13 protein-coding genes and 1 tRNA gene are annotated in these 14,300 nt (G+C 40.7%); 3 read left to right on the forward strand and 11 right to left on the reverse strand.

Annotation, left to right across the window (positions count from 1 at the left end):
- Positions 1-72: 72 nt before the first annotated feature.
- The gene (locus ACXVWP_RS04030) at positions 73-1,917 is read right to left on the reverse strand and encodes an ABC transporter ATP-binding protein (protein WP_289902222.1); all 1,845 of its coding nucleotides are present in this window, start codon (positions 1,915-1,917) and stop codon (positions 73-75) included.
- A gap of 76 nt (positions 1,918-1,993) precedes the next feature.
- Complete coding sequence (locus ACXVWP_RS04035; RefSeq protein ID WP_289902221.1) at positions 1,994-2,884, reverse strand: AraC family transcriptional regulator; 891 nt, start codon at positions 2,882-2,884, stop codon at positions 1,994-1,996.
- Positions 2,885-2,987: 103 nt separating this feature from the next.
- Here ACXVWP_RS04035 and ACXVWP_RS04040 point away from each other — a divergent pair, with 103 nt between their 5' ends.
- Positions 2,988-3,332, forward strand: coding sequence for a carboxymuconolactone decarboxylase family protein (locus ACXVWP_RS04040; RefSeq protein WP_005698020.1), 345 nt, complete (start codon positions 2,988-2,990; stop codon positions 3,330-3,332).
- Positions 3,333-3,403: 71 nt separating this feature from the next.
- Here the strand turns inward: ACXVWP_RS04040 and ACXVWP_RS04045 are convergent, their stop codons facing one another.
- Entirely contained in the window at positions 3,404-4,459 is a 1,056-nt protein-coding gene (locus tag ACXVWP_RS04045; RefSeq protein ID WP_297569381.1) for a glycosyltransferase family 9 protein, read from the reverse strand.
- A gap of 77 nt (positions 4,460-4,536) precedes the next feature.
- On the opposite strand from ACXVWP_RS04045, the gene ACXVWP_RS04050 reads away from it, so the two are divergent.
- The gene (locus tag ACXVWP_RS04050) at positions 4,537-5,262 is read left to right on the forward strand and encodes a 3-deoxy-D-manno-octulosonic acid kinase (protein WP_297569379.1); all 726 of its coding nucleotides are present in this window, start codon (positions 4,537-4,539) and stop codon (positions 5,260-5,262) included.
- Between the two features lie 53 nt (positions 5,263-5,315).
- Here the strand turns inward: ACXVWP_RS04050 and ACXVWP_RS04055 are convergent.
- The 8 genes from ACXVWP_RS04055 to glyQ all read right to left on the reverse strand — a co-directional run bounded on the left by ACXVWP_RS04055 (position 5,316) and on the right by glyQ (position 12,117).
- A tRNA-Ile gene (locus ACXVWP_RS04055) sits at positions 5,316-5,392 on the reverse strand.
- A gap of 87 nt (positions 5,393-5,479) precedes the next feature.
- On the reverse strand, positions 5,480-7,546 hold the full coding sequence (glyS, locus tag ACXVWP_RS04060; protein WP_297569376.1) for a glycine--tRNA ligase subunit beta: 2,067 nt from the start codon (positions 7,544-7,546) through the stop codon (positions 5,480-5,482).
- Between the two features lie 61 nt (positions 7,547-7,607).
- The gene (locus tag ACXVWP_RS04065) at positions 7,608-8,249 is read right to left on the reverse strand and encodes a hypothetical protein (protein ID WP_118861610.1); all 642 of its coding nucleotides are present in this window, start codon (positions 8,247-8,249) and stop codon (positions 7,608-7,610) included.
- Positions 8,250-8,509: 260 nt separating this feature from the next.
- Complete coding sequence (locus tag ACXVWP_RS04070) at positions 8,510-9,787, reverse strand: histidine-type phosphatase (protein ID WP_140523970.1); 1,278 nt, start codon at positions 9,785-9,787, stop codon at positions 8,510-8,512.
- A gap of 9 nt (positions 9,788-9,796) precedes the next feature.
- Positions 9,797-10,243 (reverse strand): hypothetical protein, encoded by a 447-nt coding sequence (locus ACXVWP_RS04075; protein ID WP_046939701.1) that lies wholly within the window; start codon positions 10,241-10,243, stop codon positions 9,797-9,799.
- Positions 10,244-10,247: 4 nt separating this feature from the next.
- Positions 10,248-10,505: a hypothetical protein gene (locus tag ACXVWP_RS04080; RefSeq protein WP_049357988.1), complete on the reverse strand. Its 258-nt coding sequence runs from the start codon at positions 10,503-10,505 to the stop codon at positions 10,248-10,250.
- Positions 10,505-11,155, reverse strand: a complete 651-nt coding sequence (locus ACXVWP_RS04085) for an FABP family protein (protein ID WP_297569365.1) — start codon at positions 11,153-11,155, stop codon at positions 10,505-10,507. Before ACXVWP_RS04085 ends, ACXVWP_RS04080 begins: the two co-directional genes overlap by 1 nt.
- A 53-nt stretch (positions 11,156-11,208) precedes the next feature.
- Positions 11,209-12,117, reverse strand: a complete 909-nt coding sequence (glyQ, locus tag ACXVWP_RS04090) for a glycine--tRNA ligase subunit alpha (protein ID WP_297569362.1) — start codon at positions 12,115-12,117, stop codon at positions 11,209-11,211.
- A gap of 227 nt (positions 12,118-12,344) precedes the next feature.
- On the opposite strand from glyQ, the gene ACXVWP_RS04095 reads away from it, so the two are divergent.
- Positions 12,345-14,267, forward strand: a complete 1,923-nt coding sequence (locus tag ACXVWP_RS04095) for a TonB-dependent receptor plug domain-containing protein (protein ID WP_369866732.1) — start codon at positions 12,345-12,347, stop codon at positions 14,265-14,267.
- Positions 14,268-14,300: the final 33 nt, after the last annotated feature.

Here is a 14,300-nt window from a genome sequence, read left to right on the forward strand (position 1 = left end):
AAAAGTTCAATCTCTATCTAAACTCTCTCAAGATTTACACCTTTGCAAAGTGCGGTCATTTTTTCCTGTGTTTTACTCGGCATGCTCACTCAAGAAGCCACCACTTTGGTGTTTCCAAAGTCGAGCATAAAGGCCATTTTGTTCGAGCAACTCTGCGTGAGTCCCTTGCTCGACAATTTGTCCTTTATCTAACACAATTAAACGATCCATTGCCGCAATAGTGGATAAACGGTGAGCGATGGCAATAACTGTTTTATTTTCCATCATCTTGTCGAGACTTTCTTGAATCGCCACTTCCACTTCGGAGTCTAGTGCACTGGTCGCTTCATCCAACAGTAAAATTGGTGCATCTTTTAACATGACACGCGCAATCGCAATTCGTTGGCGTTGTCCACCCGACAGTTTCACCCCGCGTTCACCAACATGGGCATCATAGCCTTTTCTACCTTGCGCATCGCTGAGATAAGGGATGAAATCTGCCGCTTCCGCACGTTTAGCCGCATTGATCATTTCTTCATCTGTCGCGGTTGGGCGACCATAAATGATGTTATCGCGAACAGAGCGGTGTAAAAGCGAGGTATCTTGTGTTACAAGACCAATCTGACGACGAAGGCTTTCTTGGCTTACATCTAAAATATTTTGACCATCAATGGTAATTGAACCTTCTTGCGCTTCGTAGAAACGTAGAAGTAAATTCACAATGGTTGATTTACCTGCACCAGAACGACCAATTAAGCCCACTTTTTCACCCGGTTTGATGGTGAGATTAAAATGGTTAAGCAACGGTTTATTTGGATCATAGGCAAACGAAACATTGTTAAATTTGATATCACCTTGTTTTACTTCTAATGGAACACAATTTGGCTTATCAACAATAGTATGCGGTTTGGTTAGCGTTGCCATACCATCATTCACTGTCCCGATATTTTCAAATAAACGCGCTGATTCCCACATAATCCAACGAGAAAGACCATTTACACGTAATGCCATCGCAGTTGCTGTAGCCACTGCTCCCACACCGACTTGGCCGTTTTGCCACAACACCACGCCTAAAATCGCGGTGCTTAACGTTAAGAAAATATTGGTTGCGTAAGTTAAGGTATCTAATGAACTCGCCAAACGCATCTGTGCATGCACGGTGACCATAAATTCTTCCATGGAACGTTTTGCATAATTCGCTTCTCTCGCATCATGTGAAAATAGTTTCACCGTTGCAATATTTGAGTAAGCATCCGTAATACGTCCTGTCATTAAAGAGCGCGCATCAGCTTGTCGTTGTGCGGTTTTGGCTAAACGAGGAATAAGCAGACGTAAAATAGTCACAAATGCCACAATCCATAAGAAAAACGGCACTAAAAACCAGGTATCTAAAGCCGCAAGCACTAAGCCAGAAGTAATAAAATATACGGCAACATACACTAACATATCTGCTATGGTCATCACCGTATCACGTACCGCAAGGGCAGTTTGCATCACTTTTGCCGATACACGACCTGCAAATTCATCTTGGTAGAAACTTAAGCTTTGTCCCAGCATCAAACGGTGGAAATTCCAACGCAAACGCATTGGAAACACCCCTTGCAGCGTTTGTAAGCGCACATTCACGCCAACAAATGACCATACAATACTGAAAATAAGTAAGGCAGCCATGCCAGCAAGCAAGTGCCCTTTTTCTTGCCAAAGTGTAGTTGGTGAATAAGCACCCAGCCAATCCACCAATAATCCCATAAATTGGAAAAGTAAGGCTTCCATCACACCGGTACCGACCGTCAATACCGCAAGTAAAAAGATCCAGCCTTTCATGCCGTCAATGCTTGACCAAATAAAACGGAACAAGCCTTTTTCAGGCGTCGTTGGATTACTTTCCGGATAAGGATTTAAACGGTTTTCAAACCATGAAAATATTTTATTAAACATAACAATACCTTAAAAAATTAAAGGCGACAGAGCCGCCTAAAGTGCGGTCATTATAACGCAAGTTTTAAACGATGGGCTAGTTTTTGCGAAATTGGCTCGGTGAAAGCCCATAAATTGCTTTAAACGCCTTACTAAAATGTGCTTCTGATTGATACCCCACTTCAAGGGCAATCGCTAAAATAGTCTTTTGCGTATTTTTCAATAAAACAGCCGCCATTTCTAACCGCACTTGTGTGAGAAATTTTCCTGGAGGCATCCCTAATTGCTGTTGAAAGATCCGCATAAAGGTCGCACGAGACATGGATGCCAACTCTGCTAATTGCTCAATATTCCAATCTAATTGAGGTGAAAACAGGATTTTTTCAAGGACTTGATTCAGCCTTTTATCCTGCAACGCGGCTAATAAGCCTTGATTGAGCAAACCTATTTGCTGAGCATGACGCAAAATATAAATAAACAATACGTTTGATAATGCATCAATCACCGATTTTGTGCCTTGCTCCGGTTTCTCGGCTTCTTGTAAAAAAAGTGAAACCAAGGGCTGTACAGGCGTATTTTGTAGCGAAAGATGCAAATAGTCTGGTAATGAATTAATCAATAATGACGGTTTTTGATAATAAAACGTTCCACAAAACATCTTCAGATCGGGCGTACCTGCACCTATTTGATGGACATTAAAAAGTGCATTTGATTGCGCTCTCTGTAGGCTATTCTCTTTTTTTTGTTGAGAACTGCCCAAAAAGTGCGGTCGATTTTGAGGGAGAAAAAAGAGATCACCTTTTTTCAAATGAAACTGTTTTTCTGCAAAGGTTACCCAGCACTCACCTTGCTCGATTAAATGAAATAAACCTTGATACTCCGCCACATCAGGCTGATGTTCAACTTGCCAATCCCCTTGAAACAAGCAACGAATATTAATTTCCCCACGCACTTGCGCCAGCTGAGTTAATTTATCTAAATAATCCATTGTGAGATTTTCCGTCTAAAAGTTAAGACAATTTGACAAGTATCATACGCTAATCTGCTTATAATTCCTCTCGAAATTTGTACTAAATTTAAGGAGAAAAACCATGTTTGCAGATTGGAAAAATGATGTAGCACACGTTAAAAAATCATTCGGTGCATTAGGTAAAAAATACCCTAAAATGTTACAAGCTTACGGCGCATTAGGTGCGGCTGCAGCAGAAGGTAACGTATTAGATGCCAAAACCCGTGAATTAATTGCATTAGCAGTTGCCGTAACAACTCGTTGTGAAAGCTGCATTGGTGTGCACGCTGATGAAGCGGTGAAAGCAGGTGCAACTGAAGAAGAAGTGGCAGCAGCATTAGCGATGTCTATCGCATTAAATGCTGGTGCAGCTTACACCTACTCTCTTCGTGCATTAGAAGCTTACAACGCACAAAAAGGCGAATAATTCGCTAGGAACTTTATGATTCTTTTAGCCCTCATTTGAGGGCTTTTTTTATCTCTAAAATTGACCGCACTTTAAAATAAATTCAATGCTCTCATCTGAGCGACCACTTGCTCTACCTGAATTTCAGCCATTAAATTTTTACCTTTTAATTTGGTTGCCCAAGGCAATTCACTTGAAGGTTTTCCTTGTTCTTTTTGCACATTTTCTTCATATACCGACACTACATTATCCAGATTATAATAAGGTGCGGTACGTAACGGATTATGATAAGCATACAATCCAATCACTGGCGTACCTTGAGTAGTAGCAATATGGGCTGGGCCTGAATCGGGCGAGATGACTAAATTTGCTTGATGAATTAATGCAGCAAGTTGTTTCAAACTGGTTTTTCCTGAGGCATCAACCGGTTCAAAATCACAAAGTGCGATAATTTTTTTCACCATTTCTAATTCGCGTTTTGCCGGCGAGCTACAAAAAATCACATTCACATGATGTTGATGAGCAAGATTTGCCACTTCCGCATAACGCTCCACCACCCAATCTTTCTCGGCTTTACTAGAGCAAGGAGAAATAATCAGATTTTTACGCGTTGGCTCAAGAAACTGTTTGGCATATTCTCGATCTGAATCAGAAATTGCCAAGTGCCAAGAAAGTATCTCTGCCAGTGGTACACCAAGATAATCTGCAAAAGCCATAAAACCATCTAGTACATGAGGGGTGTCGGGATCTTGAACTCGACGATTCACAAACAACCACTGCCCTTCTCGAGAACGTTTTTTGCCAAACCCAATTTTATATTTCGCTTGAATACCAAGAGAGATAATAGAAGCACGAAATGCCGTCTGCATATTCAAAAGCGCATCAAATTGATTATTTTTCAAAAACATCCATAAATTCCATACGCCTTTCCAACCGCTCTTTTTATCGTAAGGAACCAGTTCCACGCCTTCAATACCAGAAAGCAAGCCCATTTCTGTTTTACCCACAATCCACGTTAATTTTGTTTGCGGCCAATAACGTTGAATATGTTGTACCACTGCAAGTGCATGGCAAACATCACCCACCGCAGACAAACGCAAAATACAAAGTGATTTAGGGGGAGAGGTAAAAAGTGGAGAATGGGACATTTGAGTTCCTCGCGCATTTAATTTCCGTCTATTTTAAAGTAGAATGAGAGCATTTTCTATTATTCGGTTCAACTAAAATGCTTGAATTCCAACAAGATAATCAATTCTTTCTTTTTCATCTCACGGAAAAACCAACGGAGCCCGCTTCATTTTTTGAGTCGGCTTTTTGGGAAAAACAACAACGTATTACCGGTTCAGCCAAAGGACGCGGCACAACCTATTTCCTGAATACAAAAGATCTGTTTGGTGTAAACACTGCACTTCGTCATTATTATCGCGGGGGGTTATGGGGAAAATTCAACAAAGATCGCTATCGTTTTCAATCATTTAGTGAAACTCGTAGCGTGGTAGAATTTCAACTTTTAAATCAACTCCATCAAGCAGGTTTAGCCGTACCCAAACCGATTGCTGCACGTGTTAAAAAAGGCAAATTAGGAATTTGCTACCAAGCGGATATCTTGATTGAAAAGATCGAAAATGCCCAAGATCTGACCGCACTTTTGCAAACCCAGAACCTGCCGAATGATATCTGGCAAGCCATTGGTAAATTAATTCATCAGCTGCATGATTTGCAAATTTGCCATACGGATCTCAATGCCCATAATATTCTCGTTCAACAACTCGAAAATGAACAAAAATGTTGGCTTATTGATTTCGATAAGTGCGATCAAAAATCAGGGGACTTTTGGAAACAAGGCAACCTGGAAAGATTACACCGCTCTTTTGTCAAAGAAGTCGGTAGAATGAATATTCAATTCCATGAAGAAAATTGGGCTGAATTATTGAAAGGATATAACGCCTAAAAACGCAGTAGAAAAAGGCAATAAAAAAGACCGCCTAATGCGATCTCTGAGAATGGTCCCCCCTACCGGACTTGAACCAGTGACCAAGCGATTATGAGTCGCCTGCTCTAACCGACTGAGCTAAGGGGGGAAAGTGCGGGTGATTATAGAGAAATAATCACTTGAAGTCTATAAAAGAAGGGATGATTGATGAAAAATCGACCACCCCTTTTTATCATTATTGAAGCACGGAAATATCAGCTACTTGTAAGAATAACCCTCGTAACGTATTTAAAATCGCTAAGCGATTTTGACGTAATGCTGGGTCTTCAGCATTTACCATTACGTTATCAAAGAAACTGTCTACTGGGGCGCGTAAGTTCGCTAATTTATCTAATACTGCGGTGTAATCGCCTTGTGCGATAAGCGGTTGTACTTCAGTGCGTAATGCAAGTACGGCTTCAGCTAGGGATTTTTCTGCAGGCTCTACGCAAGCGGTCAAATTGATCTCGCCGATTGCAGCATCCGCTTTGGCTAAGATGTTGCTGACACGTTTATTTGCTGCTGCTAACGCTTCCGCTGAATCTAATGTACGAAAGTGTGAAACCGCACGCACGCGCGCATCAAAATCAGCAGGACGAGTTGGACGACGCGCCAATACCGCTTGAATCACATCCACTGCAATGCCTTCATCTTGATACCATGCACGGAAACGACCAAGTATAAAGTCCACTACATCAGCAACCACATTTTGATTGGTGAGTTTATCACCGAAAAGTGCGGCTGATTTTTTCACTAAATCTTCTAAATCCAGCGGCAAGTTATTCTCTACGATAATACGTAACGCACCTAATGCCGCACGACGTAATGCGAACGGGTCTGCACTGCCTTTCGGCGCTTGCCCGATACCAAAGATACCCGTCAAGGTGTCAAATTTATCCGCTAAAGCGACCGAACTTGCCACCAAAGATTTTGGTAATTCATCCCCCGCAAAGCGTGGCATATATTGCTCATTTAATGCGACTGCGACTTCTTCATCTTCACCGTCATGACGAGCGTAATGCATACCCATTACGCCTTGCGTATCGGTGAATTCAAATACCATGTTGGTCATTAAGTCACATTTTGACAGTAAACCCGCACGTTTTGCTTTCGCTTCATCTGCACCAATTTGTTTTGCAATTTCGCCTGCAAGTTGCTCAATGCGGTCTGTTTTGTCTTTCAATGTACCAAGCTGTTGTTGGAACAACACGGTTTCTAAGCGTGGTAAACGATCTACCAGTTTTTGTTTTAAGTCGGTTTTGAAGAAGAATTCCGCATCGGTTAAACGTGGACGAACCACTTTTTCATTCCCCTCGATAATCGCGGTTGGATCTTCTGGGTTGATGTTCGAGACAAAAATAAAGTGCGGTAATAATTTGCCGTCTTTGTCATAAATTGGGAAATATTTTTGGTCGCCTTTCATAGTGTAAACCAAGGCTTCCGCAGGCACAGCTAAGAAACGCTCTTCAAATTTTGCCGCTAATACGTTTGGATATTCCACCAACGAAGTCACTTCTTCAAGCAAGCTTTCTTCAATATCAGCCACGCCGCCAAGTGCGGTCGCTTTTGCTTGAGATTTTGCAAGAATTTCTGCTTTACGCTCGTTGAAATCAGCCACTACAGAACCTTTTTCACGTAATAATTGCGGATATTGGTCAGCATGTTGAATTTCAAATTCTTTCTCACCTAAGAAACGGTGACCGCGAATAGTACGTGCACTAGCTACACCTAAAATTTCACCTTCGATTAACTCATCACCTAACAACATAGTCACAGTATGAACCGGGCGGATAAATTGTACGGTTTTATCAGCCCAACGCATTGGCTTTGGAATTGGCAATTTCGCCAACGCATTGGCCACAATGTCGTTTAGTAAGTTTTTGGTTGGCTGACCTTCAATTTTTGCACGGTGAACTAACCATTCACCTTTATCAGTCGCAATGCGTTCTGCTTGCTCAACGGTAATGCCACAACCTCGCGCCCAGCCTTCTGCCGCTTTAGTTGGTTTACCTTCCGCATCAAAGGCTGCTGACACTGCTGGCCCACGTTTTTCGATTTCCTTGCTTGGCTGTTGTGTGGCTAAGTTCAACACTTTCACCGCCAAACGACGCGGTGCCGCAAACCATTCGATTTTGTCAAAAGTTAAACCTGCTTGGTTTAATTCCGCCTCAACGTTATCCGCAAAAGAGGTTGCTAAGGTTTTGAGAGCTTTTGGTGGCAGCTCTTCTGTGCCGATTTCCACAAGGAAGTTTTGGGTTGTCATTTTTGTCTCTCTGGTAGGGTGCAACAAGATTGCACTTTAGTAATAGAATTAGTATTTTAATTTATCGATTTAAATACCAACTAAATTTTTCTTCATTACCTATACGAAATATTCTCACCGCATATTCATATCCATAGAATCCCGGTTCTTTTGTATTTACTATTATATTATCTATAAGTTTTGTCATACCAATAAATAAATTTGGCGCAACTTCATAAAAAGCTCTTTCATATTTAGGTTCTAGATCGATATAAATTTTTTCAACTTTACCTTTTGAGTTTGCAACCTTATTTATCAATACTTTATCTAGTATTTCCAATGCTTTTTTAGATTCTATCTGGTCAGCTTTCTTTTTCAAGATCCATTTATAGGATATAAACCATATCCAAATTGTAGGCAATACGATAGTAAAATTATGAAAACTACGATAACCTATATCACTATTATCTAAAAAAGCATATATAAAATCATTTTCTAAAAATTTTTCTAAGAATGAAGATATAATGAGTGGAAAAACTAAACTTAAAATAAAACTCCAATCCTTAATAAATAAGGAATATATGGAATATATAAATACGGCTGATCCTGCTAGCCCAAATAACCAGTCTAAATTTATAGCTGTTGAAACAAAGATAGCAATCGTAGTTACAGTTACTAAGATAAAAGCGTATTGTATTTTTTCTTTAGATTCTAAATCAAACATAACTTTCCTTTAGATATAAGTATCATGCACGAATTAGTTGAATTCACACACGAAGATGGGATATTTGATCGTGCGTGAAACTTTGTTTCACACACCCTATATTTTATTCATATTTTCAATATTTGAGACGCTGAGCGTCTCAAATATTGAAAAAAAATGTTTTGTTAAAAATCTCCCTTTCCACCGCTAAATGCAATCATTGCTCCAACCCTTCTTTTCCTGGCAACATCATCATATACTCCGCGATATGAATATCAGAATTATTTACTTCCTGATAGGTTACCGTTTTCAATACCCTCACTCAACACCTGTTGAAACCGCTCATAATCACAAAAACCATGTTCATCTTTTTCACAACCTTTGAGGGTTAATGCTGTTTGGTTTGGTGGTGTCGCTAAACTTAATGGCGTAATGTTAATCAGCTGTTCGGTGGTTTGATACACATAATCCAACTTAAATTTGAGCTTGCCACTTGGTTTGTGTTTCCACACTTCAAATAGCAACTTGCCACCGATTGGGATATTTTCTAATGAATCATTCAATTCATAAGGCTCAACACCTAGTGCTGCCAGCAGAGCGACGATATTAGAATCGTGTCCAACCAATAAGTTAATTTTGTTTTCACTATTTAGCTGTTGCTGAATAAATGCCAATAATGGGTATGAGGCATTTTGTGCTAGCGCTTCGTTGTTTTTAAATAAGGTGCGGTAATATTCGTTTTTAATTTCGTTAATCGCACGCCATTTTTCTTGGCTATCCACGCGGCCGTTTGCGATTTCTGAATCAGGCTTACCCACATAATGAGCGAGCAATAATGCACTGACAATTTTCTTTCCTTTGCTGATAGAACCAGTAATTTTGACTGACTTGCCATCTTTAATACTGTATTCACCGACTTTTCCACCTAAATCACATTCGCCTTTTTGTAAGCAATTTGGTGAGTTTTTATAATCGATGATTTCACTTAATAGCGCATAATTTGGCGCTAATTTTTGCTGTAAAGCGGTTAAATCAACGTTATTTTTTGCAGATTCAATCAAGGTTTGACTTGGATTATGCGCCTGCGTATTAAAAATCGGATCTTTTTCTGAACCAATTTTACCGTGATGTTGTAATTGAACATTACAACCTGCAAATGCGCCAGAAACAATCGCCTGACCTGTTGCAATGGTACGTTGAACACCATTTGCATAAGCGAAAATGCCTTCGCCCGATGCACAACGTTCTGTTGTTAATAACCCTTTATTTGTAAGCCATTGACCTAAATATTGTCCGAAATAGGTTTCTAGCACTGTCCCTTTTTCCGTGAGATAGCCAGATGGTACATTCCATTTTGCCCACTCATAAGGGGAATATTTCGCCATTTCTTGCGGATCTTTTTCCACGGGTGAACGCAATCCGTGTCGGCTGAAAATCAATACTTTCTCTAATTCATAATCAGAAGTTGAGGAATTTGAGCCATTTTCTGTTGCAAACACGCTAGTTGCTAAAGCTGAGCCAAGCAAAAGTGCGGTGAATTTTAGGGTTATTTTTTTCATATTCGATACCTAATCATTTAATGTTGAAATTGAGCTATAAAAATTCAAGGCATATTTGGTGCCGTAAACTAACACCATAAATACTGCAACAATATTGACTACCGCAAAAAAGATTAGTTGTTTACTGTTGCTCTCCACCCAGAGCATTTTAAATAATGCGAGCGTACCAATATTTTCATCAAGTTCGCTCTCTCCGCTTAGTGTTCTTAAGGTTTTCAGCATCTCGCGTACAAAAGCGACAGTATTGATTGCCATGACGCTGAGTGCAATAAATCCAGAAGCGAGGCATAAAAACAGCACTGGTACATCACTCCACCCCCAATGTACCCAATCTAGCTCAGAAAACATAAATAATGCCAGTGATAAAAATAACACTGCAGGCGTTAAATTTCGTAGAAACATTAAATAGTCATCGCCAATTTTAAATAAAAATTGTAAAAAACTGACTTTCTTCATTACTTTAAAAAATCTCTTTTAATTTGGCTTCATCTAAAATAACACGATCATCATCTAACAATAATGCCGGAAAGCCTGCATAGCCTTGTGCTTTTGCATCATCAAATGCGGCGTGACGATCACGCAAACGCAACCATTGTTTCAAGTTTGGAATGGAAGATAATACTTCCACCGCCTCATAATCCACGCCTAAGCGTTTTAACTCTGCGACAAATGGCGCTGTATCTGGGCAATCTGCCGCATAATAAAGAATGGGTTTCATTATTCACCTTCTTGTTCTGCTGCCGCAGTTGGGTTCAATTTCGGTTCGCCAATTTTGGTTAAGCGGTTACGATCACGATGTTCAAATGGCGCATCATAATTCGGGATAATCAGAATGGTGGTTTGATCGTATGACCAAGTGCCATCATCATGGAATTTCACCGTCATTTCAAAACTTTCCGTGGTAAATGAACGCTCTAAGAACGGATTCGAAATAATGCCATTTGTTAGTGAACCGCGTACCGCTTTTACCGTAAACTCTTTCGCATCAGCCGGTGCATTACCGACAGCAATAAACGTTTGACCACGTGGAATGCTACCTGTTAATAAAATATTGCCTGTTTCAGGTTCCCATAACCAATAACCCACTTGGTCGTGGAAGGTTTCTACTTCGCCTGGCTCTACAATATGGGTGTGATAACGTAATCCATAATAGAGTTGCGGACCATTGGGTTGACCATCAGTTGGATGAGCTTCGTAACGTTCGATATAAGGATCTTTTTCTGGTCCTTCTGCTTTCGGGTTGATATCCACACCACGCTTACCTTCCCAAACACCCGCTAATCTAGCCAATGGGCCTAAATTCGCAAGCGTATTAGGATCAATTTCTGGTTCCGTGTAGATATCGTCTGGGTATTGAAAATCTTTCATCATTTTCTCCTTATATCATTGGGTTAATGCTTAAAGTGCGGTCGTTTTTTGCCTTATTTTTTACAACCAGGGAAACCTAGGGCTTCACGGCTCGCATAGTACGCTTCCGCCACGCCTTTAGTTAATGCTCGAATGCGTAAAATATAGCGTTGACGCTCTGTGACCGAAATCGCTTTGCGTGCATCTAACAAGTTGAAGCTGTGTGCCGCTTTTAAAATGCGCTCGTAAGCCGGTAATGGTAACGGACGTTCTAATTCTAATAAACTTTTCGCTTCTTTTTCGTATTGATCAAAGCAGTAGAATAAGAAATCGGTATCCGCATATTCAAAGTTGTACGTGGATTGTTCAACTTCGTTTTGATGGAACACATCACCGTAAGTGGTTTTGCCAAGCAGGCCATCAGACCAAACTAAGTCATACACAGAATCCACGCCTTGGATGTACATGGCTAAACGCTCTAAACCGTAAGTTACTTCACCTGTTACGGGTTTACATTCTAAGCCACCCACTTGTTGGAAATAGGTAAACTGGGTGACTTCCATACCATTTAACCACACTTCCCAGCCTAAACCCCACGCCCCTAAGGTTGGGTTTTCCCAGTTATCTTCTACAAAACGAATGTCGTTTTGTGTTGGATCGAAACCGAGCATTTCAAGTGAACCTAAATAGAGTTCTTGAATGTTATCTGGAGACGGTTTAATCACCACTTGGAATTGGTAGTAATGTTGTAAGCGGTTTGGGTTTTCGCCATAGCGACCATCGGTCGGACGACGTGAAGGTTGCACATAAGCAAATGCCATCGGCTCAGGGCCTAATGCGCGTAATGCAGTCATTGGGTGAGAAGTCCCTGCGCCCACTTCCATATCAAAAGGTTGCACAACGGTACAGCCTTGATTTGCCCAATATTCTTGCAAGGCTAAAATCATGCCTTGGAATGTTTTTACGTTGAATTTTGTACTCATAATTTTTTTAATAACAATGTGATGAAAAATACAGGCATTATACTTGAAACTATAAGGCGGATAAAGGCGAAAAAGTGCGGTCAGAAAAATCCTTAAATTTTTTATTTCTCTTAAATTTCATTCATTTTCATGATGAGTTATTTTCATCATGAGAGATTTGCTTGCCAAGCCTCAAATGTGTAAACTGCTGGCGCTTTTATACAGACTTTTATCCTAGGGATTTTAAAATGAAAAAAAATGTGATTACTTCAGCGATTTTATTAGCGATTCCAGCATTAGCTGCGGCTGAAGACGTGGCAAAATTAGATGTGATTAACGTCTATTCTGCATCAGCCACGCCAACTAGCCTTCATCAAACCGCCTCATCTGTTACTGTTTTAACTGAAAAAGATTTTGCACAACGTGGTGCGACTTATGTCAGTGACGTATTGAAAACGGTACCGAGTTTAGCCGTGAGTACTTCAGGCGGTCGTGGCACATTAACTAATGTATTCTTACGTGGTGCGGATGCAAACCACACTGCAGTGATTATTGATGGCGTGAAAGTGAACCCAGTTTCTGGTTATGGCTTTGATTTCGGTGGCTTAGCATTAAGCAATATTGACCGCATCGAAGTATTGCGCGGGGAGCAATCCGCTCTTTGGGGAAGTGATGCGATGGGTGGTGTGATTTATATCACCACGAAGAAAGGCTTAGAAAAAGGTAAAACCTTCAACGTCGATTACGATTTCGGCACAGGCTCTAATCGTACAGTAGATGGTTCATTAACCCTTTCAGGCTCAAATAATGGTTTCTATTACGCTTTACACGGTGACAGCCACCATACCAAAGGCATTTCAGCACTCAGCAAAAACCGCTTTAACTACACTGCGCAAGATGGCACAGCGGTAAGTACCGGTGGTTCAAGCGAACGCGATAAATTCCACCGTGATAATGCTTCTCTTCGTTTCGGCTATGACGATAACCAAAAAGGTTTTGATTTCTTAACCTCTCACAGCAGCCAAACTGCTAACTTTGATAACAGTGCAACAGATGAAAAAGGCCACTACACTCGCACACGTGACACCTTGTTCAAATTAAGTGGTTTCTTGGGTAGCGATGATGAATTGCTTAAACATAAGGTTGGTGTAAGCCATCTCAAAACTGACAGCAATACCGTTGGCTATACATCGGCTTACGATGCGAAAAAACTCAACGCAAACTATCAATTAGATGTCAATTTCGATCGTGAAGGCACTCTCACGCAAGGTTTAAGCTTCTTAACTGACTATCAAAAAACAGATTTCAACTCGTCTTATTTCAATAATGCAGGTAATAAAAAACTTGTTGAGAAAAGCTTAGCGGCAGAATATCGCTTATTGCACGATGCAGATCATAGCTTAAATATTAGTGGTCGTTACACTGACAGCTCTGAATACGAAAACTCATGGACTGGCCGTATCGCGGGCGCTTACCGTTTACACAATAATGTGAAAGCCCACGCAAGTTTCGGTTCAGCGATTCAAAACCCGACAATCACTGAATATTACGGCTACAACGCGCGCTATATCGGCAACCCGAATTTGCAACCAGAGAAAAGTTTAGGCGGTGATGTTGGTTTCTTATTTGAAACAGATGATAACCGTCACAGCCTTGATGCGACTTATTTCGCTCGCAACGTGAAAAATGCGATTAGCAGCGAAGTCATCAACTTCACTACCTATGCAAGCCGTGCAGTGAACCTTGAAGGTAAGAGCAAAGTGAAAGGTGTTGAAGTAGCATACAACGGTAAAGTTACCGATGCATTAACTGCTTATGCAAACTACACTTACACTCAAACTCGAGATAGTAAAGGTGCTGAATTGGCACGTCGTCCAAAACATTTAGCGAACGCGGGCTTAGCATACCAAATCACTGAAAAATTGGGTGCGGATGTAAATGTATCTTACACAGGCAAACGTATGGATACCTACTACTCACCAACTTACAGCACACATAAAGTAAAATTGCCATCTTACACCTTGGCAAACTTAGGCGTGAACTACAAAGTAGCGGATAGCTTGACGATTTATGCAAATCTTAACAACGTATTCAATAAAAAATACGAAAACGTACTGGGCTATGGCCAAGAAGGTCGCAATGTTTACGTTGGGTTGAAAGGATCGTTCTAATTATTACTCACTCATAAGGGCGTGCTTAGCACG

The sequence above is a fragment of the Haemophilus sp. SZY H56 genome (genome assembly GCF_054332415.1).